This is a genomic window from Geobacter sp. PheSNFMC (genome assembly GCF_059620965.1).
Genome location: NZ_JCAMRN010000024.1, coordinates 21842 through 42979, shown reverse-complemented (window position 1 = coordinate 42979; position 21138 = coordinate 21842). Strand labels below are relative to the sequence as shown.

Below are 21138 nucleotides of genomic sequence, written 5' to 3'. Positions count from 1 at the left end.
CTGACCGTAACGATCGAGGCAACGAGCAAGGACGAAACGGGCCAACTGCTGGCGGCCATGCACAACATGGTCGAGAAGCTGAAAGGAGTGGTAGCTGACGTGAAGAGCGCAGCGGACAACGTGGCCGCCGGCAGCCAGGAGCTCTCCTCCAGCTCCGAGGAAATGAGCCAGGGTGCCACCGAGCAGGCTGCCGCTGCCGAAGAAGCCTCCAGCTCCATGGAACAGATGAGCTCCAACATCCGGCAGAACGCCGACAACGCCACCCAGACCGAAAAGATCGCCCTCAAGAGCGCCGCCGACGCCAAACAGGGTGGCACGGCCGTGGCCGAAACCGTCGTGGCCATGAAGGAAATCGCCTCCAAGATCTCGATCATCGAAGAGATAGCCCGCCAGACGAACCTGCTGGCCCTGAACGCGGCCATCGAAGCGGCCCGTGCCGGCGAACACGGCAAAGGGTTCGCCGTGGTAGCCGCCGAAGTCAGAAAACTTGCCGAGCGGAGCCAGAAGGCGGCAGGCGAGATCAGCGAGTTGTCTGCCTCCAGCGTACAGGTAGCGGAAGAAGCCGGCGAGATGCTGACGCGGATCGTGCCGGACATCCAGCGGACCGCGGAACTGGTGCAGGAGATCAGCGCCGCGTGCAAAGAGCAGGACACGGGCGCTGAGCAGATCAACAAAGCGATCCAGCAACTTGACCAGGTGATCCAGCAGAACGCCAGCGCCAGCGAAGAGATGGCCTCCACCAGCGAAGAACTGGCCGGTCAGGCCGAACAACTGCAGGCAACCATTTCATTCTTCCGGACCGATGATCGTGGCGCGTCGAGCCGGAGTGCGGCCCGTCTGCCCGTTGCCAAGAAAAAGGCAGCAATCCCTCATCTGGGTCACGGCACATCCAACGGCTACCATGCCGAGCCCGCGCCACCGCGAAAAGTAGCAGCAGGCGGCGGGGTGGATCTGAACCTGGCCACCGATCACCTGGACGACCAGTTCGAGAAATTCTAGGAGAGAGCGATGGCACACGCAGACGCAACAGAAACGCAGCAGTACCTGACCTTCACCCTTGCCGGGGAAGTATTTGCGGTGGACGTGGCCAAGGTCCGGGAGATACTGGAATGGAGCAGCATCACCAAGGTCCCGCAGACGCCCGGATTCATGCGCGGTGTGATCAACCTGCGGGGCAGCGTGGTTCCGGTAATCGACTTGCGGCAGAAGTTCGGGATGCCCGAAACCGAGCGCAGCATCGACACGTGCATCATCGTAGTCGAGGTGGAGACGGCAATGGAGACGCTGGTACTGGGAATGCTTGCCGACTCGGTGCAGGAGGTGTTCGAGTTGGAGAGAGGAAACATCGAGCCTGCGCCCCGGATCGGGACAAAGTTGGACACCTCGTTCCTGAAGGGCATGGGGAAACACGGCGATGCGTTTCTCATGATCCTGGACATCGACCGGGTGTTCGGGGAGGACGATCTGGCCGGGCTGGCCGCGGCAGGGGAGGCGGCTGCGTAACAGAGATAATCAAGAGCAGGAATGACACAAGGGCGCTCCGGGGAATCGGGGCGCCCTTGTGTTTGGATGACGTGGCAACGGGGTTTCACGCTGTCGCTATCATGATCGTAGGTATCAGGAAATTCCTGATGTCCGGTACCGGTTGGCGTCTGCACTCCGTGCGGGGAATTACGGAACATGCTTTGATGGATCTAATGATGGCGCCGGGTTACGGCCGGGGTGCTCGGCAGCTCGTTCCCGGGTATGGTATACGCGGTTATAAAACCGCTGTTGGTTTGAAGGCGTCGCGCAATCGCCGCTAAAGATGGGTTGCGGCCTGTCGAAAGGTATTCATAGCACAGTGTGAATGTTCGGGAGGTACGCATGGGATTACGCAGCATGACCATCCGGTGGAAGCTCATAGCCATGACCGCGATCATCGTTGTCCTGACGGCAACGGTTATCACCGCCATCTGTCTTGCGCGGTTCAGGGCCGATCTGATGAGAGTCGCCACGGTTTCCCAGGAAACGCGGATCAAGACCCTCTGGGAACTGCTCCGCCAGAAGGGAGCCAACGCCCGGATCGACAACGGCAGGCTCATGGTCGGCGAGTACGTGGTGAACGACAACTTCGAGATACCCGACAAGGTGAGGGATCTCTGCGGCGGGACGGCAACCATCTTCATGGGCGACCTGCGGGTCTCCACCAACGTCAAGAAGGAGGACGGCAGCCGCGCCATCGGCACGAAACTCCAGGGGCCCGCCTATGATGCCATTTTCAAGGAAGGGAAACCTTACCGCGGCGAGGCGAAGATTCTCGGCGTCCCCTACTTTACGTCCTATGATCCGCTCCGGGACGCGAGCGGTTCGATCATCGGCGTGCTGTACGTCGGCGTGAAGAAAAGCGAGTTCTTCGAATCCTACGAACGCCTCAAGCTGATCATCGTTGGCAGCGCAGTGGGCACGGTCCTGCTGGCGTGTCTTGTGGCCGGGTTCGTGTCGGGGCGGCTCGTGCGCCCGCTGCGCGACGCAGTTGCCACCGTGGACCGGTTGGCCACCGGCGATCTTTCCGTTGCCATTGAAGCGACGGAGACGGATGAGATCGGTCGCCTGCTTGCCGCCATGGGCAATATGGTGGACAAGCTCAGGAAGGTGGTCACCAGCGTCAAGTCCGCGTCGGACAACGTTGCCGCCGGTGCCCGCGAACTGTCCGTAAGCGCCGAGGAGATGAACGAGGGGGCCACCGAGCAGGCGGCAGCGGCAGAGCAGGCGTCCAGCAACATGGAGGAGATGAGCGTCACTATCAGGCATACTGCCGATAATGCGGTTCAGACCGAGAAAATAGCCGGCAAGAGCGCCGAGGATGCCCGCGAGGGCGGGGAGGCGGTGGCCGAGACCGTATCTGCCATGAAGGTTATTGCCGGCAAGATAGCGATCATCGAAGAGATCGCCCGCCAGACGAACTTGCTGGCCCTGAACGCGGCCATCGAGGCGGCCCGGGCCGGCGAGCACGGCAAGGGGTTCGCGGTGGTGGCCTCCGAGGTGCGCAAGCTGGCCGAGCGGAGCCAGAAAGCAGCGGGCGAGATCGGTGAGCTCTCCGCATCCAGCGTGCGAGTCGCGGAGAAGGCGGGAGAGATGCTCGCCCGCATCATCCCCGATATTCAGCGGACCGCGGAACTGGTGCAGGAGATCAGCGCCGCGTGCAAGGAGCAGGACTCGGGCGCGGATCAGATCAACCGGGCCATCCGGCAACTGGACAACGTGATCCAGCAGAACGCCTCCACCAGCGAGGAAATGGCCTCCACCAGCGAAGAACTGGCCAGCCAGGCCGAACAGCTCCAGGCAACCATCGCCTTTTTTAAGGTTTCATAGTCCTCTCGGGCAGAGAGGGGGATATTCCGCAGTGCGAGCCGCGGTATTTTTATGTCCGCAACTGTCTGTATGTCCTGTTGTTAGACCAATTGTTTTGTCTGGTGGACTCCAGGTTTAAAATTTTTCCTCAAGGTTTTGCTGGCTAAACCGATATATGCAATGAAATGTGGGGAATGGGGGGCGTCCTGGAGATGGTGTCAGAAAAACCCCGAATGAACGGAGTGTGGAGGAGTTAATGAGTTGGAAAAACCTGAGGCTGAGCCTCAAGGTGCTGGTGGGCATAGGCAGTGTCCTTGTCCTGCTGGCAGTTATCGGCGTCTGGTCGGTGAAGGGACTGTCTGAGGCCGTCAGGGACGGCAAGGAGGTCAGCGACGGCAACAAGCTGCGGGCCGAGCTCCTCCAGCGGGAGGTGGATCACCTCAACTGGGCCAAGAACGTCAGCGCGTTCCTCCTGGACGACAGGGTAAAGGAGCTCACCGTTCAGGTGGATCACACCAAGTGCAAGTTCGGCGAGTGGTACTACGGCGAGGGGCGTAAGCAGGCCGAGGCCATGCTTCCCGCACTGAAGGACGAACTGGCTGCCATCGAGGACCCCCACCGCAAGCTCCACGAGTCGGCGGGACTCATCAGGAAGGCCTACAACAAGGAGCAGGGTGAGCAGGGCCGCCGGGAGGCGGAGATCATCTTCGCAAGCCAGACCCAGCCGAACCTGCAACTGGTGCAGAAGCACCTGGGCGGGCTCAATGAGACATCCCGCACGCATATCCTTTCCGATGAGCAGATGATCGCCAACGCCAACGGCACCAAGGCTGTCGTCATCGCCCTGAGCGTCGCCGCCCTGGTGATCGGCATCGTTCTGGCGCTGCTCATTTCCCGCTCCATTAGTGGCCCGGTCCTGAAGGGGGTTGAATTCGCCCTGAAGATCGCCGGCGGTGACCTGCGGAGCACCCTCGACATCGACCGGAAGGACGAGGTGGGGCAGTTGGTGGCGGCCCTGAACGACATGGTTGCCACGCTCCGCGACATTGTAACCGACGTGAAGAACTCGGCAGACAACGTGGCCGCCGGCAGCCAGGAACTGTCCGCCAACTCCGAGGCCATGAGCCAGGGGGCCACCGAGCAGGCTGCCGCTGCCGAAGAGGCATCCAGTTCCATGGAGCAGATGGCGGCCAATATCCGGCAGAATGCGGACAACGCCTCCCAGACCGAGAAGATCGCCCTCAAAAGCGCCATGGACGCCCGGGAAGGCGGCGCGGCCGTTGCCGGCACGGTGAGTGCCATGAAGGAAATCGCCTCCAAGATCTCGATCATCGAAGAGATCGCCCGCCAGACGAACCTGCTGGCCCTGAACGCGGCCATCGAAGCGGCCCGTGCCGGCGAACACGGCAAAGGGTTCGCCGTGGTAGCCGCCGAAGTCAGAAAGCTTGCCGAGCGGAGCCAGAAGGCGGCGGGCGAGATCAGCGAGCTGTCTGCCTCAAGCGTTCAGGTAGCGGAAGAAGCCGGCGAGATGCTGACGCGGATCGTGCCGGACATCCAGCGGACCGCGGAACTGGTGCAGGAGATCAGCGCCGCGTGCAAAGAGCAGGACACGGGCGCTGAGCAGATCAACAAAGCGATCCAGCAGCTTGACCAGGTGATCCAGCAGAACGCCAGCGCCAGCGAAGAGATGGCCTCCACCAGTGAAGAACTGGCCGGTCAGGCGGAGCATCTCCAGTCGGCAATCGCATTTTTCAAGACCGACGAGCAGGGGCGATTTGCCGGGAATCCCCCGGTTGTGCGAACGGCTGCGGAGGCGAAGAAACCGGCTGTGCTGCGCCTGGGCCACGGCAGCGTAAACGACCGCCGGGCTGAGCCGGCCGTGCTGCGAAAGGCTGCCACCGGCAGGGGCGTTGACCTGAAGATGGACGGCGACTACCTGGACGACCAGTTCGAGAAGTTCTAGCTCCCGATGGAGTCTAACGCAAAAAGCCCGGCCCGGAGATCATCTCCGGGCCGGGCTTTTTGCGTGGGTCATGCCCGGTTACGGACAGGTTCCTAGACGAGGCCGTGGGCCACCATGGCGTCGGCAACCTTGGTAAAGCCGGCGATGTTGGCACCCAGCACGTAGTTGCCCGTGGCGCCGTATTCCTCGGCTGTCTCGTGGCAGAGACGGTGGATGCCTTTCATGATGTTCTCCAGCTTCTTTTCGGTGTCTTCGAAGGACCAGGAATCACGCTGGGCATTCTGTTGCATTTCCAGGGCCGACGTGGCAACGCCGCCGGCATTGGCGGCCTTGCCGGGGCCATAGGCGATTTTGGCGTCGAGGAATATCTTGATCCCTTCGGGGGTGGTGGGCATGTTGGCGCCCTCGCCCACGGCGATGCAGCCGTTCTTCACCAGGGTCTTGGCGTCCTTGCCGTTGATCTCGTTCTGGGTTGCCGACGGCATGGCCACCTGGCAGGGGATGTCCCAGATGTTGCCGCTCGCGATGTACTTGGCATCCTTGTGATAGGAGGCGTAGTCCTGGATGCGGCGGCGTTCCACTTCCTTCAGTTGCTTGATGAGGTCCAGGTCGAGACCTTTTTCGTGGTAAATGACGCCGTTGGAGTCGGAGCAGGCCACGCACTTGCCGCCGAGCTGGTGAATCTTCTCGATGGTGTAGATGGCCACGTTGCCGGAGCCGGACACGGTGCAGATCTTGCCGTCAAAGGAGTCCTTGCGGACCTTGAGGGCCTGGTTGATGAAGAACGTGGCGCCGTAGCCGGTGGCCTCGGTGCGCACCAGGGAGCCGCCCCACTTGAGCCCCTTGCCGGTCAGCACGCCCGCTTCCCACCGGTTGGTAATCCGCTTGTACTGGCCGAACATGTAGCCAATCTCGCGGCCGCCCACGCCGATGTCGCCGGCGGGAACGTCGGTGTGCTCGCCCAGGTGGCGATAGAGCTCGGTGATGAAGCTCTGGCAGAAGCGCATGATCTCGTCGTCGGACCTTCCTTTGGGGTCGAAGTCGGAGCCGCCCTTGCCGCCGCCGATGGGCATGCCGGTGAGGGAGTTCTTGAAGATTTGCTCGAAGCCCAGGAACTTGATGATGCCCAGGTAGACCGACGGATGGAAGCGAAGGCCCCCCTTGTAGGGACCGAGGGCCGAGTTGAACTCCACGCGGAAGCCGCGGTTGATGTGGACCTGGCCCTTGTCGTCCTGCCAGGGCACCCGGAAGATGATCTGGCGCTCGGGTTCGCAGATCCGCTCGATAATTTTGCGCTCCAGGTATTCGGGGTGCTTGGTGACAACAGAGCCGAGGGATTCGAGCACTTCGGCCACTGCCTGATGGAATTCCACTTCGCCCGGATTGCGCTTGAGAACGTCCTGATAGATGCCTTGAAGTTTCTCGTCAACTTGATGCGGTGACATGGTTCCTCCTCTGGTTAAGATGTAGGCAGCCAGCTGTGTGAACAGATTGCGTCCTGTTTTCTGAGTAGATCGTTTGTTTAATGCATATAGCGGACCAAGATTGTGAGTTTAGTGTATTTGTCTGACTAATCAGTTGATATTACGACTAAATTAATGAAGGGGGCATCGTGGCTGCCTGCGGTGAGATGAGTCCGGTGATTATATAATGTACACTGTCGTGTAGATTGCCTGTAAGGCGGGCGCATCCTGATCGAGCGGAACGGTTGTTGCCGGGAGGGGGTCTGGTATCCTTTTCGTGAGACCCGAATGAAGGGAGGATTCACCGTGCTGATCGAAATGCATTGTCATACCTCTGAATACTCCTCCTGCAGCGGCGTTGCGGCCGTGGACCTGGTGCGCCAGGTGGCGGCGAAGAACCTGCAGGGGATCGTTCTTACGGATCACCATCACCTCTGGGATCCCTCTGAGCTGGCCGATGTCCGGCGCCGGGCTGAGGTTCCCGATCATTTCGTCATCCTCACCGGTCAGGAAGTGACCACGCCGGAACTGGGCGACGTGCTCGTCTACGGTGCGGATGCGACGATCGACCGGGGGACTCCCCTGGCCGAAATCCGGCGGCGCTACCCGGCTGCCGCCCTTGTCTGGGCCCATCCCTACCGCAGGGGGAAGCGTCCCGCGCCTGAGCAGCTCTGCCATCCGCTGCTGGACGGTGTGGAGATCTTCAACTCCAACCACACGGTGCGGGAGAACAGCCAGGGGCTCCAGGACTGGCATCGGGAGCGGTTCACCGCCATCGCGGGCACCGACACCCATGGCGAAAACTACGCAGGGCTCTATCCGACCCAGTTCGACCATGCCGTCAAGACCATCGCCGCCCTGGCAGCCGAGATCAGGCACGGCAGGTGCCGGCCGTTCCTGAAGGAGATTCCCCGCTCGGGCGCCAACAGCCAGGTCATCGAGGTGACCATCGGCACCAAGGGGGCCGATGAGGTGCGCGAGCGGCTCATCATCAAGGAGATCGGAACCCGGCACAAGTGGCGGTCCGCCGAGCGGGCCTTCCGCATTATGGGGGAGATCGTCGGCCACGGCTTCGACGCGGGGAGATTCAGGGTGCCCCGCCCCATCGACGAGGATGATGCCTCCATGACGCTCATCGAACAGGGCTTGCGGGGGAAATCGCTCTTCGACAAGCTCCTGGCCGCCGAACCGGAGGACGGGAGGGAATACCTGTCCCTGGCGGCCGGCTGGCTGGCCCGGCTCCATAACTGCCGTCTCAGGATCACGCCGTCCGATGAGTTTCTGGTCCGGGAAGACGAGCGCCTGGCCCGATACCTGGAGCGGTTCACCGCCATTGAGCACAGGCACACCCGCAAGGTGCGGGAAATCCTCGCAGCAGTGGCGGCAGAGGAGCGGCGGGTGGTGGCGGAGGGGAGTGGGTACATGGTGCAGGGACATGGCGATTTCCATCCGAAAAACGTGTTCGTGGGCCAGGATGTCATGGAGAACCGGTCGACCCTGTTCGTGGCGGCCATAGACTTCGAAAGCTCCTACGTGCTCCCCCGGGCCTTTGACGTGGGGTGTTTCCTGGCCCAGTTCCGCAACCAGTTCTATCGCCATGGGGAGATAGCGAACGCCTATCCCGAGGAGCTGTTCCTGGATGCCTATCTGCGTGATTCCGATCAGGTGGAGCCGGATTTCCTCCGCCAGGTGGAACTGTTCCGCGCCCGGACCAACATGAGCATCGCTGCCTACCTGGTGAAGGTGGGGCTGGGGGACAGCGAGGATCTGTGGCGGGTGATCGTGGAGGCCGAGCGCTCCATCAGCAATCTCTCAGCCGGTCCGGCCGGTTGAACCGCCTGGCCTTTCGCTCGTTTTCCGATATACTGATCCCAACTCACCACACCCAAGGAGGAATATCGTCCATGCTGAACACCGAGATGGCCGCGGCCCTCAACAAACACTTGAATATCGAGCTCTATTCGGCCCAACTGTACCTCTCCATGTCGTCCTATGCCAACTCCATTGGGCTCAAGGGGGCCGCCACCTGGTTCATGGTCCAGTACCAGGAGGAGATGCTTCATTTCATGAAGTTCTATCAGTACATCAACAGCCAGGGCGAGCACGTGACGCTCGGTCCCATAGACGCACCGCCGGCCGAGTTCGCCTCCCTGCTGCAGATGTTCGAAAAGACCCTCGAACACGAGATGTTCATCACCCGGTGCATCAACGACCTGACCGAGCTGGCGGTCCGGCAGAAGGATCACGCCACCCAGATTTTCCTCCAGTGGTTCGTGACCGAGCAGATCGAAGAGGAGGAAAACGACCGGGAGATCATCGGCAAGCTGAAGCTGGTGGGAGACAACGGCTACGGGCTGCTGATGATCGACAACGAACTGGGTGCGCGGGTGTTCACCGCTCCCCCTGCCGACGGCCAGGTGCCCTGAGGCCTCGTTGTCCGGCATGCGAGATCGGCCGCGGGGAGGCGGTTTTTTCCGCCTTCTCCGCGGTCCGGGTGTGAAAGGATGGCGTGATGAAAATACGCTTCTGCGAGCACAACAAGGGAAAGAACAAGGTGGCCAAGCGGCTGCATGAACAGTTCCCCAAGCTCGACGTGAAGATCAGGGACTGCATCGGCAAGTGCGGCCCCTGCCACAAGACCCCCTTTGCCCTTGTGAACGGAAAAACGGTCTGTGGTATTGACTCCGAAGACCTGTATGGAAAGATCGTGAAGGAAATGGGCAAATAACCAAATAGTGCCACGCCTCATCTCTCTCCGAATTCCCTGTCTTTTCCCTGGCTGATTCTGGCGACTAATTCAAAAGTTACGAATAATCAAGATGTTGGCTTTGTGTATACGTAATCATGAAAATAACTTATGTAGCATATAATTGAATATTGGCGTTATTCTGTCAGGCACAGGATCTGTCATATGGCGAAAATGTATGACGGATGCAGGCAGCCGGTCCATGGAGCCACCAGGTCCGGGGTTTGGTTGCCGACAGTTATTTCCGGCAGGATGACGCATGGCGATCCCAAGGTTTCCTCTGTTCAGATGGCCCAAGCGCAGGCTGTTCACCCTTGCAGCCCTGCTCGTGGTGGCACTTGCGGCCGCCACGTCGGTGCGGGTCCGCTATTACGGACACTGGCAGGGTATTTACATCCTCAAGGGGACGGACGGCCGCTTGCTGGTGAAGGACGACCTGATGCTCGGCGACGAGAACGGCCTTCTCTTCGCCCTGCCGGCCGAGCCCGTGTTCCGTTTTCTCAATGGCGATGTGAGCCACGCTACGGGCGGGCCGCGTCTCGAATACGAGTGGTTCCGCCGTGACGGGAGCGGATTCGTCCGTAGTTTTGCCGCCGACGGCACGGAGTTTCTCACGTGTCTCAGCAGGTATCTGGATAGCGGAGGGGAGGAAACCCAGGGGCTGTTCGTGGGGGGTGGGCTGCCCTTTGATCTGGAAAAGGACCGCCGGGTGAGCATGAACGAAACCGGAATGGCCTTTTTCGACGGCAAATCCTGGCATCACATCTGGTGCAACGTTAACGAGGCCATTTCGCCCTGGAGCAATCCGGCCGCGGTGATGCCCCCTTCGGCCTTGAAATACCGGGGGAGCCGCATCCTCGAATCTACGCCCCAGCGGCTCGTTCTCAGCAGCAGCCACTGGTTCGAACTGGATGGCGTGCCGGTATCCATGGACCGCTTCATGGTCTTCAGGCCCGGTACCCGCTACGTGACCCTCGTGATCCGGATGACCAACATCGGCAAGCAGCCCACGGGCTACTACTATGTCTACGGCGACGAGCCGTGGGTGGGGAACTATGGCTCGGCCGAGGGCAACGTGGGTTGGGTTGTCGACGGCCTCGTTCCCTATGAAGGGACCATTGATCCGGAACGCTACGGCTGGACGGGCTACGTGGACCACGGCAACGAAGCGGCCGGCGAAACCCATGACCGCAGCGGTCTGGCCAACTTCATCGAGTGGAAGGGCCCCCTCGTGCCGGATACGGTCTATTTTTCCAACAGAATCGGCTCATTCTCTGACAGCTCCGCCCGAATCCCCCTGTCCCACCCCCAGGACCGGGTCATTTTCCTCCAGTGGGGCCCCCGCCTCATGGCGCCGGGGCAATCGGACACCATCGTTCTTTCCATCGGCATGGCGGACCGGGAGCCGAACACCGGCTTCCCGCTCAAGCCGGACACCTCATTCGATCTTGCCTCATTCGGGCAGTTCCTGGCATCCCAGGGCTTCTGACACGCCTCCGTACCCTTTACACATCCTGTCTGACATCTCACACCACTCCTGAACGGTCCGCACGAACCGGCAATCGATCAAGTCCGTGAGGCGCCAGGCGAGGTGCACCCGGAGATTGCACGGAAAAGCGGTCCCTGACGGTCCGTATGGACTTCCACCCGCAGCAGGGGATGCCCTCGAAGGCGATGCAGCCGCCGCCCACCACCAGGAGGCCGGGAGGCGCGGCTGGTCATCGGGCGGAAAAGCGGCTCCGGGCAAGGGGGGATGCCGCTGTCATGACGACACCGTGGTCCGGGTTGGCGGCGGCGTGCAGGAGGCTGCGGAATATCGTTTCCGCCTCCTCCGGCCTGCCGAGGGCCGCGGCGATTTCAGGGGCGGTGAGGGGTGCTCCCTCCCGCCGCAGGAAGGCAATGGCCTCACCTTTGAGGGCCAGGACGCTGCCTGCCGCCTTTTTACCCGCCTCCACGCCGGGCTGGTGGTAGGCATTGATGTTGACCAGGGAGGCATAGAGCCCCACGGCCCGCTCGAAGAGGGCCACCAGGACACCCACGGTGCGGGGGGTCACGGCAGGGATGGTGATGGTGAGTGACTCGCGCCCCTTTTCGCTCAGGGCGGTGCGGGTCCCCTGGAGAAAGCCGGACAGGTAGTCGCCGCTGGTGAAGCCTGGCTCAACCGCCAGGGAGACCCCCTCACGGTCCTTCAAGACCTCGATGAAGGCGACGAAGAAGTTGTTGGTCCCCTCACGCAACTGCTGTACATAGGCGTGCTGATCCGTGGAGCCCTTGTTGCCGTAGACCGTGAGCCCCTGGTTCACCACGGCGCCGGCCAGGTCCAGCTCCTTGCCGATGGACTCCATGATGAGCTGCTGGAGGTAGCGGGAGAACAGGAGCAGGCGGTCCTTGTAGGGGAGCACCACCATGTCGCGGGAGCCGCTGCCGCCGGTGGCGTGATGCCACATGAGGGCCAGGAGGGCTGCCGGGTTGCGGAGGGTCTCGCGCCGGCGGGTCAGGATGTCGCAGACCCGGGCGCCGTCGAGGAAGTCCCCGATGGGGATTCCCTGGAGCGCAGCCGGCAGGAGCCCCACGGCCGAGGTTTCCGAGGTACGGCCGCCGACCCAGTCCCACATGGGGAAGCGGTAGAGCCAGCCGCCGGCCTCGGCGGTCCGGTCCAGCTCGCTGCCGGCGCCGGTGACCGCCACGGCATGACGGGAAAAGTCGAGCCCGGCGCGCCGGTAGGCCGCCTCCGCCTCAAGCATGCCGTTCCTCGTTTCCTTGGTGCCGCCGCTCTTGGAGATGACGATGGCAAGGGTTTCCGCCAGCCCATCCCCCCCGAGGGTCTCAAGCACCCGGTCCATGCCGTCCGGGTCGGTGTTGTCGAAGAAAAAGGGCCGCATCCGGTCGTTGGGGCCGCCCAGGGCATCGGCCACGAACTGGGGGCCCAGGGCCGAGCCGCCGATGCCGATCACCAGGACGTTGCGGAAGGGGCGGCCTCCCGGTGCCGTGACCGCTCCGGCATGGACGTCGGCGGCAAAGGCGGTTACACGCTTCACGGTCTCACGGATCGCGGCGGCGATGGCAGGGTCGGGGGCCAGTTCGGGACTTCTGAGCCAGTAGTGCCCCACCATCCGGTTTTCGTCCGGATTCGCAATCTCACCCGCCTCCAGTCGTTCCATGGCGTCGAAGGCGCGCTGCATGGCCGGTTCCAAGGAAGCGAGGAAATCGTCGGTAAAGGCCATTCTGCTGACATCAAGAATGAGTCCCGTGTCCGCATCGGAAAGAAGATAGGTCTGGTAGCGCTGCCACAGCTCATGGGCGTTCATTGGACTCCTCCTCCGGTCGTTATGGTGTTCCGGGCCCCTCCGGGGCTCCGATGGTGCCGCCTCAGGTGAAGCCGGAGCCGGCGGTGCAGGCATAGCAGTAATCATCGGTGGGGATCAGGGTTCCCTCCGGGGGCAAGCCGGTCATGCCGGCCACGTGACGCCGCTCTCCCCCCAGCCCCCGGCCGGCGGCAAGGTTGAAGTCGCAGTCGTAGAGATGGCCGTCCCAGGCCACCGAGACCAGTGAGCGGCACATGAGGCCCGGCACCGTGGCCGGGTTGAAGCTCCCGGCCAGCCGCTGCAGGTACCCCTCCAGGTTGCCCGACTCCTCCAGCCAGCGGCGGAAGCGCCCCAGGGGGACGTTGGCAAAGGTGTAGAGGTGGGAGAAGGCCACCCCGTACTTGCGTTCCAGGTCCCGGCGGAACTTCCGCTCCGCCTCGCACTGGGACGGGGGAAGGAACGCGCCCGTGGGATTTGCCACCAGGTCCAGTTCCAGGCCGCTCCCATCGCGGCCGTAGCCGAGATCGTTCAGGAGCTTCAGGGCCGCGATGCTCTTCTCCATGATGCCATGGCCCCGCTGGGCCTCGGCCTGACCGGTATTGGCCGACGGGAACGATGCCACGACGGCCGCGCCAGCCGACCTGAGCAGTTCGGGCAGGTGCGCCGCTCCGGGGGTCAGGAGCGCCGAGAGGTTCGTCCGGACGATGAGCCGGGGCGTCAGCGGCGCCAGCCCGGTCACCAGGCGGTCGATGCCGGGGACGAGCTCCGGAGCGCCGCCGGTGATGTCGATGACCTGAAACCGGCAGCGGGAGGCGTAGGCGATGACCTCCTCCATGGTCTCCCGCGCCATGACCTCGGTCCGGGAGGGTCCCGCCTCCAGGTGGCAGTGGCGGCAGGCCAAGTCGCAGAGGGAACCCACATTCACCTGGAGAGTGGTGGTCCGGTCCCGGCGGAGCTCCAGCCCGCACCGTTCCAGGGCGTGGGAGAACGCCTCGATGCAGGGGGAGGAGGATGGCGCGAGGGATTCCGTCATGGTCCGTTGCGCTACAGCGACAGCTTCTCGGCGATCTTGCGCATCTGGACCCCGTGGACCAGGGCCGCGCCGCCCCTGATGGCGTTGGCCACGTGGACCGCCTCGGTCATCTCCCCCAGGTTCGACCCTTTCTCCAGGCAGGCCCGGGTATAGGCGTCGATGCAGTAGGGGCATTGGACCGCGTGGGCCACGGCCAGGGCGATGAGGGTCTTTTCCCGCTCGGTCAGCTCTCCCTCGGCGAACACGGCGCCGTAGTAATCGAAGAACTTCTTGGCCAGGTCAGGCGCATCCTTGCCGATGTCGCCGAATTTCGCCAGATCGTCGGGAACATAGTACGAGTCCATCAGGTTCTCCTTTGAGCGGTAATGTTCTTGTACAGGGCCGGCACCAGGGAAAAGAGTCCCAGCAGGGCGAAAGAGCCGATCACCCGCGGCGAGGCGATGTCAGCGGGGCTCGCGATGGCGGCGAGACTGGCGCCGGCATTGACGTAGACGAAGCCGCCCGGGATGATTCCCACGAAGGTCCCGAGCACGAAGGTGCGCAGGGGGAGCCGCGTCAGGCCCGCCCCCAGATTGATCAGGAAGAAGGGGAACAGGGGGACGAGCCGCAGAAAGAGCAGATAGTTGAGCCCGGCCTTTTCAAGTTCGCGGTTGATCCCCTCCAGCCTGGGGCCGAAGCGCCGCTGGACCGCATCGTGGAAGAGGTAACGGGTGAGCAGGAAGGCCAGCGTCGCCCCGATGGTGGCGCCGGTCACTGCCCAGGCGGTCCCTGCCGCGGCCCCGAACAGGGCGCCGGCGGCAAGGGAAAGGATCGTGGCCCCCGGCAGCGACAGGGCGGTCTGAATGACATAGACCGCCAGGAACATGGCAACCGTCAGGATCCGGTGTTCGTCGTAAAAGGCCAGCAGGGCTCCATGGTTGGCCTTGAGCGAGGCAAAGGTCAGCAGCCGCCCCAGGTCCAGGATGAAGAACAGGGCCACCAGCGCGGCAAAGAGGGAAATGACGGTAATTCGTTGTGCGTTCATGAACGAAGGTTATATACCAGTCACGGGTGCTGATGCAATCAGGTATAGGGATATATTCATATTTTCCATGCGTCACCCGCAGTCGATTGGTTCGCGACACATGCGAGAGCTCCTGCTGGGTTCCCGGTCCCCGTGGCCGCTGCCTGCTCCGACAACCGCCAGGTCATGGCGTGAAGCCGGCAACGGTATGATCCGGCCCGGGCGGGCGCAGCGGTTCGCCAAGGATCGGGCCGTGTGGGGAAGCGGGATTGTCGGACACGGTGTTCCTCCGCGGATCCGGCGGGGAAGGGGGAGTCCCAGGGGTATCGAGGCGATAGCCCGTTGTTGAGAAACGCTGCAAGGAGGGCATGATACCCGGCGCGCGGAGCAGTACAGCCGAGGCATGCCAGATGGCCAGGCAAGGGTGCGAGCGCCGCGCAACGCAGCAGATGGCTCCCACAGCAGTTTTTCAATGGTCTGATAGAGAGTGTACTTGGATGATGGCGGTGATGCAACGGACGTGGGAGCGGGCGGGTCAGGAGGTCCCTTTTCTGAGCTTGTAGAAGGCGCCCGCCGTGTCAAGGGCGATGGCCGAGTGGTTCGCCAGGGTGGTGAGGAATTCGATTTCCGCATCGGTGAAGGCTCTGCCGTCGGCCCTGCCGGAAAGGGTTACCACGCCCGCCACCCGGCCCTTGAACTGGAGGGGCACCGTGATGATGCCGGGAGTGGTGAAGAGCTCGCCGTTGGGGTCTTCCTCCAGCATCCGGTGGGTGAGGGGGGGCGGCACCTCCCCGTCGATGCACAGGGGCTTGTTGTTGGCGGCAACGAGCCCGGCTATTCCCTGGTCGTGGCGGAGCCTGAATCCATGGGCAAGGGTGCGGCTCACGCCCACGCTGACCTTCATGGAGAAGGAGCTCCCGTCCCGGTCCAGGAGCAGAAGGTATCCCTTTTTCGCCGTTACTTCCTCCACGGCCCCCTCCACCAGCCGTTTCAGGATTTCGCCGGCATCCAGGGAGGCCGAGATGGCCGTGCAGAGACGATTGGCGGATTTCATCAGGTGAAGCGCGTCGTGGAGCTCCCGGTTCTTCTTCTTCATGTCCTCCATGAGCCGCCGGTTCTCACGGGTGAGGGACTGTTTCTCGACGGCGCGTCCCACGATGTTGGTCAGGATGGCGGGGTCGTCCACGGGCTTGATGATGAAATCGTAGGCCCCCAGGCGGAGGGCCTTGATGGCGGTGAAGCTGGAGGCGTTGCTCGTGACGATCACCACTTCCAGGTCTGGATAGGAGTCTTTCAGGAGTTTGAGGAGATTGAGACCGCTCATCCCCGGCAGGTTGATGTCGGTCACCAGAATGTCGAAGGGGGCGGCATTGACCTCGTGGATAGCCTCTTCGCCGGAGGCGACCGAAGTGACGGTATGGCCGCCTTTTTCGAGGGTTGAGGCGATGAACGCGCGGGAAGGGGCCGATTCGTCCACGACCAGGACTCGGATTTCGATGGCGTGGCCCATTTGTACACCTCCCCATCCCGTCTGTATCTGGAATTTTGGATGGTAGTTCAGGATGATACAAAAATCAATCAGAAAGGAATCGGAAATCGACAGGGTTACGCTCTCCGGAAGACTGACGGAGAGAAATGCTTTGACAAAAAAGGCGTAATTACCTAGTATTGGCGAAAATTTACCCGAGGTTGCCTGATGCACGCTGCCCTTTCCCTGGTCGGGGACGACCTGAAAAACGTCGAATCACAGTTCAGAAAGGACCTGGAATCAGATGTCTATCTGATCCGCAAGGTGGGAGAGTACGTCCTTGCCAGCGGCGGCAAGAGAATACGTCCCATGCTGCTGCTCCTTTCGGCAAAGCTGTGCGGCTACCAGGGCGATCGCCACGTCCCCCTTGCCAGCGTCATCGAATTCATCCACACCGCGACCCTGCTCCATGACGACGTGGTGGACAACGCCACGCTACGCCGGGGCAACGCCTCCGCCAACGAGGTCTGGGGCAACGAGGCCTCGGTGCTGGTGGGCGATTTCCTTTTTTCCAAATCCTTTTCCCTCATGGTGGAGGCCGGGGACCTGCGGGTGCTCAAGGTCATTTCAGGCGCCACTACCATCATCGCCGAGGGGGAGGTCCTGCAACTCCTCTGCACCAGCGATCTGGAGATGACCCAGGAGCGTTACATCGAGGTGGTCAAGAGCAAGACCGCCGTGCTCCTTTCGGCCGCCTGCGAGGCCGGCGCCATCCTGGGCGCGTCGTCGGCCGAGCAGCAGGAGGCCCTGCGCGACTTCGGCATGGACCTGGGCATTGCCTTCCAGCTCATGGACGACACCCTCGACTACACTGCCAGCGAAGAGCAGTTCGGCAAGGAGATCGGCCACGACCTCGAGGAGGGGAAAATCACGCTCCCTCTCATCCACACCCTCATGAAGTGCTCCGACGAGGAGCGCGAAACCATTGCCGCCGTCGTGGAAAAGGACGTCCTGGAACCGGGGGATTTCGAAGCGGTGTTCACCCTCGTCCACAAGTATGGCGGCATCGAGTACACCGTCTCCGTTGCCAACGAATACATTGCCCGCTGCAAGGCCCACCTTGGCGCATTCGTCGATTCACCGGAAAAAGTCGCACTGATCGAACTTGCCGATTATGTGGTGAATCGTAAACGCTAAATAACCGTACGCTTTGGTCAAATAACGCTCCGTTCCGATTTGCCGTCTTTTTTTGCCAGTCATTTCCGTTGTTCACGGGTTGGCCCGCATATTGCTCACTCCCCGGTATGTAATCAGTGCACGGCGCCCTTTTCGGCGCGGGGAGATGTGCGATGGAAGACGTCACTCTTGTTATGCAATCGGAAGTGAAGATCAACGGCATCACCTACGCGATTCTCGTCTACCGGCGCGAGGACGGTCATTGCTTCGCCGTGACCCATCTGAAGAACGGCGACATCATCATCAACGACGGGGAGACCCAAGAAGAGGCCCTTGCCCGGCAGGAAGGGGTCCTTCCCCTCGCCGTCGGCTCCCGGGTCATTCTGGATGAATTCCGCCGCTCAAACGGACTGCTGCTCAAGTTTTCCCATTAGCTTTCCCATTAGCGGCCCCGTTGCCGCGGAACGTGCGCCCCTGCCAGGGCGCTTGGTTCACGGGCCCGGGTCCGTCTATTCATGTAGTTTTACCCTTTTGTCCTTGCATTATCTCCGGCCATGAACTACATAGTTTCCATCCCGTATGCAGGATGGGAAACTCTTTTGCTTTTCACGGGAATGCCATGCGACTGCCCGGTTCGGCGCGGATTCCATTGCTGGCGGTGTTCATCGTCGGGATCAGCCTGTTCCACTATCTGACACCCCTTCACCTGCCCGCTCTCCATGATCTGTTCCAGAGGCTCTACTACATCCCGATCATCCTGGCCGCATTCTGGTTCGGGCTCAGGGGGGGGCTCGGCACGGCAGTCGCCGTCAGCATCCTCTACGTGCCCCACGTCCTGTTCCAGTGGGGGGCGCGGCCGTCGCTGGAGTTGGAGAAGTTTCTAGAGATTCTCCTCTACAACGTGGTGGGAGGCATCACCGGCTACCTGAGCCAGAAGGAAGAGGAGCGGAGGAACGAGTTGGAGCGCGCTGCCCGGCGCCTGGAGGATTCCTACCGCACCCTCAGGGGGCAGGCCGACCTCATCATCGGCATCGAGGAGCAGTTGCGCCGGGCCGAACGCCTGTCGGCACTGGGGGAGATGTCGGCCATGCTGGCCCACGAGATCCGCAACCCGCTGGGCTCCATTCGGGGCACGGCGGAGATCCTGCGCGACGACTTCAGCCCCGGCGACCGCAAGTTCGAGTTCCTGGAGATTCTCATCAAGGAAACCGACCGGCTCAACCGGGTGGTCGAGGATTTCCTGCGCCTGGCGCGTCCGCTGGATGGGGAGAAGAAGCGGTGCGACCTGGCGGCCGAGTTGCGTGAGCTCGTGGCGCTCCAGGAGAGCGAGGCGAACGCCCGAAGGGTGGGGCTCAGTCTGGAGGCGGGAGATGCGCCGCCGGTGGCCGGTGACCGGGAACGGCTGCGCCAGGCCTTACTCAACCTGATCCTCAATGCGCTCCAGGCAACCGGCGAGGGCGGGCGCGTGGCCGTTCGCCTGGCAATGCGCGGAGCCAGCGGCGACACGCCCGCCGGAGTGGAGATCACGGTGTCGGACACGGGGCGTGGGATCGATCCGGCTCAGCGGGAAAGGATCTTTACCCCGTTTTTCACCACCAAGGAGGGAGGAACCGGCCTGGGGCTCGTCATTACCCAGCGGATCGTGGAGGCCCACGGCGGCACCATCGGCCTGGAGAGCGAGCCCGGCAGGGGAACCACTTTCAGGGTGTGGCTGCCGGTGTGATCGGGGAGGCAGGGGGGAGTGATGGCTGAAGAGCGGCAACCGGCCCGGGTGCTGATCGTCGACGACGACGTATCGCTGCGCCGGGTACTCGAATACAACCTCCAGGAGGAGGGGTACGACGTGATCACGGCGGGCAGCGGCGAGGAGGGCCTGCGCCTGTTCGACGAGCGTTCGCCGGCCCTGGTGGTCACTGACCTGAAAATGCCTGGCATGGGAGGATTCCAGCTCCTGCAGGAAATCAAGGGGCGTTCGCCCGACACGGCGGTCATCGTGATCACCGCCTTCGGTGCCGTGGAGACGGCGGTCGACGCCATGAAAGCAGGGGCCTACGATTACATTACCAAGCCATTCAACCGCGATGCCCTGAAGCTGACGGTGAAAAAGGCCCTGGAGATGCTCGGGCTTTCCCGGGAAAACCGGCGCCTGCGGGAGGCCCTCACGGAGCGGGAGGACTACCGGAACATCGTGGGCATCTCCCGCCGGATGGAGGAGGTCTTCCGGATCGTTGACCGGGTGGCCGACACGGACGCCACGGTCCTCATCACCGGCGAGTCAGGCACCGGCAAGGAACTGGTGGCCCGGGCCGTGCACACCCGCAGCTCCCGGATAGCAGCCCCCTTCGTGGCGGTCAACTGCGCGGCCATCCCCCGCGATCTGCTGGAGAGCGAGCTGTTCGGCCACGTGAAGGGCTCCTTCACCGGGGCCGTGCGCGACAAGCCGGGGAAATTCCAGCAGGCCGAGGGAGGGACCCTTTTTCTCGACGAAGTGGGCGAGTTGCCCGTGGAACTCCAGTCGAAACTCCTGCGGGCGCTCCAGGAAAAGGAGGTCCAGCAGGTGGGGGGCACCGAGGTCCGGAAGCTGGATGTCCGGGTGGTGGCCGCCACCAACGCCGATCTGGAGCAGGCCATCGAGGAGGGACGCTTCCGCGAGGACCTCTACTACCGGCTTTCGGTCATCCCGATCCACCTTCCTCCGCTGCGGGAACGGAAGGAGGACATCCCCCTGCTGGTGCGTCACTTTGCCGCGCGGCACGGCGGCGATCGGGTGACCTTCGCCCCGGAGACCCTGGAGCTCATGACCGCCTACGGTTGGCCGGGCAACGTCCGGGAGCTGGAAAACACCGTGGAGCGGCTTCTCATCATGCGCGGCAGCGACACCATCACTCCGGCGGACCTCTCCGACAAGCTACGCAGCCGCCGCGCACAGCCCATGGAATGTCCCGTTATCAGCCTTCCCGACGGGGGATACTCCCTGGAGCAACTGGAGCGGGAAATCGTGGTTGAAGCCCTTGAACGGAACAACTGGAACCAGAGCTCGGCGGCGCGTTTTCTTCGCATCCCGCGCCATACGCTCATCTACAGGATGGAGAAGTATCAGATCACTGCACCGGAGAGAAAAAAATGAGAAAGATTGTCCGCCTTCTGCCGCTGTTGATCCTGCTGGCGCTCCTGGGCTGCTCCAAGCAGCAGAAGCCCGCCGTGGAGGGAAATCCCGCCCCCGACTTCACCCTCAACACCCTCAAGGGGGAGGTGGTGAAGCTGTCCGACCTGAAGGGACAAGTGGTTCTCGTCAACTTCTGGGCCACCTGGTGCCCCCCCTGCCGGGAGGAAATTCCCTCCATGATGCGGCTTGAGACGGCCATGGCCGGCAAGCCGTTCAAGATGCTCTGCATCTCCATCGATGACGGCGGGCAGGTGGCGGTGGAGGATTTCTTCCGCAAGACCGGCTTTAATCTGCCCACGCTGATGGACACCGACAAGCAAGCCAGTAAACTCTACGGCGTCACTGGCGTGCCGGAGACGTTTGTAGTGGATAAAAATGGGGTTATACTCAAGAAGGTCGTGGGGGGAGTAGAGTGGGACCACCCCGACGTGATCGCTTATCTCAACGGCGCCCTGGCCAAGTAGGGCACCCCGCCAAGTCGA

General features: G+C 62.4%; 19 protein-coding genes. 13 read left to right on the top strand and 6 right to left on the bottom strand.

The window, feature by feature from the left end; translation table 11 throughout:
- The 4 genes from AC6CDK_RS07285 to AC6CDK_RS07270 form a co-directional block, all read left to right on the top strand.
- Positions 1-999 (top strand): methyl-accepting chemotaxis protein (locus AC6CDK_RS07285; protein ID WP_496639787.1); only part of this gene is annotated, 999 nt, incomplete at its 5' end.
- Between the two features lie 9 nt (positions 1000-1008).
- The gene (locus tag AC6CDK_RS07280; protein WP_192905579.1) at positions 1009-1503 is read left to right on the top strand and encodes a chemotaxis protein CheW; all 495 of its coding nucleotides are present in this window, start codon (positions 1009-1011) and stop codon (positions 1501-1503) included.
- A gap of 363 nt (positions 1504-1866) precedes the next feature.
- Complete coding sequence (locus AC6CDK_RS07275) at positions 1867-3354, top strand: methyl-accepting chemotaxis protein (protein WP_192905953.1); 1488 nt, start codon at positions 1867-1869, stop codon at positions 3352-3354.
- 235 nt (positions 3355-3589) lie between these two features.
- On the top strand, positions 3590-5296 hold the full coding sequence (locus tag AC6CDK_RS07270) for a methyl-accepting chemotaxis protein (protein WP_039645466.1): 1707 nt from the start codon (positions 3590-3592) through the stop codon (positions 5294-5296).
- A gap of 92 nt (positions 5297-5388) precedes the next feature.
- Here the strand turns inward: AC6CDK_RS07270 and gdhA are convergent, their stop codons facing one another.
- Positions 5389-6741: an NADP-specific glutamate dehydrogenase gene (gene gdhA / locus AC6CDK_RS07265; protein WP_039645464.1), complete on the bottom strand. Its 1353-nt coding sequence runs from the start codon at positions 6739-6741 to the stop codon at positions 5389-5391.
- Positions 6742-7065: 324 nt separating this feature from the next.
- On the opposite strand from gdhA, the gene AC6CDK_RS07260 reads away from it, so the two are divergent.
- The 4 genes from AC6CDK_RS07260 (at position 7066) to AC6CDK_RS07245 (ending at position 10994) form a co-directional block, all read left to right on the top strand.
- Positions 7066-8592, top strand: coding sequence for a phosphotransferase (locus AC6CDK_RS07260; RefSeq protein WP_192905954.1), 1527 nt, complete (start codon positions 7066-7068; stop codon positions 8590-8592).
- A gap of 71 nt (positions 8593-8663) precedes the next feature.
- The gene (locus AC6CDK_RS07255) at positions 8664-9185 is read left to right on the top strand and encodes a ferritin (RefSeq protein WP_039645462.1); all 522 of its coding nucleotides are present in this window, start codon (positions 8664-8666) and stop codon (positions 9183-9185) included.
- Between the two features lie 86 nt (positions 9186-9271).
- Positions 9272-9487, top strand: a complete 216-nt coding sequence (locus AC6CDK_RS07250) for a DUF1450 domain-containing protein (protein WP_039645460.1) — start codon at positions 9272-9274, stop codon at positions 9485-9487.
- Positions 9488-9764: 277 nt separating this feature from the next.
- The gene (locus AC6CDK_RS07245; protein WP_039645458.1) at positions 9765-10994 is read left to right on the top strand and encodes a hypothetical protein; all 1230 of its coding nucleotides are present in this window, start codon (positions 9765-9767) and stop codon (positions 10992-10994) included.
- 229 nt (positions 10995-11223) lie between these two features.
- Here the strand turns inward: AC6CDK_RS07245 and AC6CDK_RS07240 are convergent, their stop codons facing one another.
- The 5 genes from AC6CDK_RS07240 to AC6CDK_RS07220 form a co-directional block, all read right to left on the bottom strand.
- Positions 11224-12813: a glucose-6-phosphate isomerase gene (locus AC6CDK_RS07240; protein ID WP_039645456.1), complete on the bottom strand. Its 1590-nt coding sequence runs from the start codon at positions 12811-12813 to the stop codon at positions 11224-11226.
- A 61-nt stretch (positions 12814-12874) separates the two neighbouring features.
- Positions 12875-13843, bottom strand: coding sequence for an arsenosugar biosynthesis radical SAM (seleno)protein ArsS (arsS, locus tag AC6CDK_RS07235; RefSeq protein WP_039645454.1), 969 nt, complete (start codon positions 13841-13843; stop codon positions 12875-12877).
- Positions 13844-13854: 11 nt separating this feature from the next.
- A complete protein-coding gene (locus AC6CDK_RS07230) occupies positions 13855-14187 on the bottom strand; it encodes an arsenosugar biosynthesis-associated peroxidase-like protein (RefSeq protein ID WP_010941967.1) in 333 nt (110 codons plus the stop codon).
- Positions 14187-14867 (bottom strand): TVP38/TMEM64 family protein, encoded by a 681-nt coding sequence (locus AC6CDK_RS07225; RefSeq protein ID WP_039645452.1) that lies wholly within the window; start codon positions 14865-14867, stop codon positions 14187-14189. Before AC6CDK_RS07225 ends, AC6CDK_RS07230 begins: the two co-directional genes overlap by 1 nt.
- 514 nt (positions 14868-15381) lie before the next feature.
- Positions 15382-16356, bottom strand: a complete 975-nt coding sequence (locus AC6CDK_RS07220) for a response regulator (RefSeq protein ID WP_039645450.1) — start codon at positions 16354-16356, stop codon at positions 15382-15384.
- A gap of 186 nt (positions 16357-16542) precedes the next feature.
- Between AC6CDK_RS07220 and AC6CDK_RS07215 the strand changes: the two genes are divergently transcribed.
- From AC6CDK_RS07215 to AC6CDK_RS07195, 5 genes are all read left to right on the top strand, one after another.
- Positions 16543-17511 carry a polyprenyl synthetase family protein gene (locus AC6CDK_RS07215; protein ID WP_039645449.1) on the top strand — a complete coding sequence of 323 codons (969 nt, stop codon included), beginning with the start codon at positions 16543-16545 and terminating at the stop codon, positions 17509-17511.
- A gap of 152 nt (positions 17512-17663) precedes the next feature.
- Entirely contained in the window at positions 17664-17924 is a 261-nt protein-coding gene (locus AC6CDK_RS07210; RefSeq protein WP_039645448.1) for a hypothetical protein, read from the top strand.
- Between the two features lie 185 nt (positions 17925-18109).
- Positions 18110-19213, top strand: coding sequence for a two-component system sensor histidine kinase NtrB (locus tag AC6CDK_RS07205; protein ID WP_039645446.1), 1104 nt, complete (start codon positions 18110-18112; stop codon positions 19211-19213).
- A 21-nt stretch (positions 19214-19234) separates the two neighbouring features.
- Positions 19235-20617, top strand: coding sequence for a sigma-54-dependent transcriptional regulator (locus AC6CDK_RS07200; RefSeq protein WP_039645443.1), 1383 nt, complete (start codon positions 19235-19237; stop codon positions 20615-20617).
- Positions 20614-21120, top strand: a complete 507-nt coding sequence (locus AC6CDK_RS07195) for a TlpA disulfide reductase family protein (protein ID WP_066357610.1) — start codon at positions 20614-20616, stop codon at positions 21118-21120. The genes AC6CDK_RS07200 and AC6CDK_RS07195 overlap by 4 nt, the downstream gene beginning before the upstream one ends.
- Positions 21121-21138 lie beyond the last annotated feature (18 nt).

Bases quoted from the DNA above. Each gene is read 5' to 3' on its own strand.
- AC6CDK_RS07280 (WP_192905579.1), top strand. From the start codon at position 1,009: ATGGCACACGCAGACGCAACAGAAACGCAGCAGTACCTGACCTTCACC.
- AC6CDK_RS07275 (WP_192905953.1), top strand. From the start codon at position 1,867: ATGGGATTACGCAGCATGACCATCCGGTGGAAGCTCATAGCCATGACC.
- AC6CDK_RS07270 (WP_039645466.1), top strand. From the start codon at position 3,590: ATGAGTTGGAAAAACCTGAGGCTGAGCCTCAAGGTGCTGGTGGGCATA.
- gdhA (WP_039645464.1), bottom strand. From the start codon at position 6,741: ATGTCACCGCATCAAGTTGACGAGAAACTTCAAGGCATCTATCAGGAC.
- AC6CDK_RS07255 (WP_039645462.1), top strand. From the start codon at position 8,664: ATGCTGAACACCGAGATGGCCGCGGCCCTCAACAAACACTTGAATATC.
- AC6CDK_RS07250 (WP_039645460.1), top strand. From the start codon at position 9,272: ATGAAAATACGCTTCTGCGAGCACAACAAGGGAAAGAACAAGGTGGCC.
- AC6CDK_RS07245 (WP_039645458.1), top strand. From the start codon at position 9,765: ATGGCGATCCCAAGGTTTCCTCTGTTCAGATGGCCCAAGCGCAGGCTG.
- AC6CDK_RS07240 (WP_039645456.1), bottom strand. From the start codon at position 12,813: ATGAACGCCCATGAGCTGTGGCAGCGCTACCAGACCTATCTTCTTTCC.
- arsS (WP_039645454.1), bottom strand. From the start codon at position 13,843: ATGACGGAATCCCTCGCGCCATCCTCCTCCCCCTGCATCGAGGCGTTC.
- AC6CDK_RS07230 (WP_010941967.1), bottom strand. From the start codon at position 14,187: ATGGACTCGTACTATGTTCCCGACGATCTGGCGAAATTCGGCGACATC.
- AC6CDK_RS07225 (WP_039645452.1), bottom strand. From the start codon at position 14,867: ATGAACGCACAACGAATTACCGTCATTTCCCTCTTTGCCGCGCTGGTG.
- AC6CDK_RS07220 (WP_039645450.1), bottom strand. From the start codon at position 16,356: ATGGGCCACGCCATCGAAATCCGAGTCCTGGTCGTGGACGAATCGGCC.
- AC6CDK_RS07215 (WP_039645449.1), top strand. From the start codon at position 16,543: ATGCACGCTGCCCTTTCCCTGGTCGGGGACGACCTGAAAAACGTCGAA.
- AC6CDK_RS07210 (WP_039645448.1), top strand. From the start codon at position 17,664: ATGGAAGACGTCACTCTTGTTATGCAATCGGAAGTGAAGATCAACGGC.
- AC6CDK_RS07205 (WP_039645446.1), top strand. From the start codon at position 18,110: ATGCGACTGCCCGGTTCGGCGCGGATTCCATTGCTGGCGGTGTTCATC.
- AC6CDK_RS07200 (WP_039645443.1), top strand. From the start codon at position 19,235: ATGGCTGAAGAGCGGCAACCGGCCCGGGTGCTGATCGTCGACGACGAC.
- AC6CDK_RS07195 (WP_066357610.1), top strand. From the start codon at position 20,614: ATGAGAAAGATTGTCCGCCTTCTGCCGCTGTTGATCCTGCTGGCGCTC.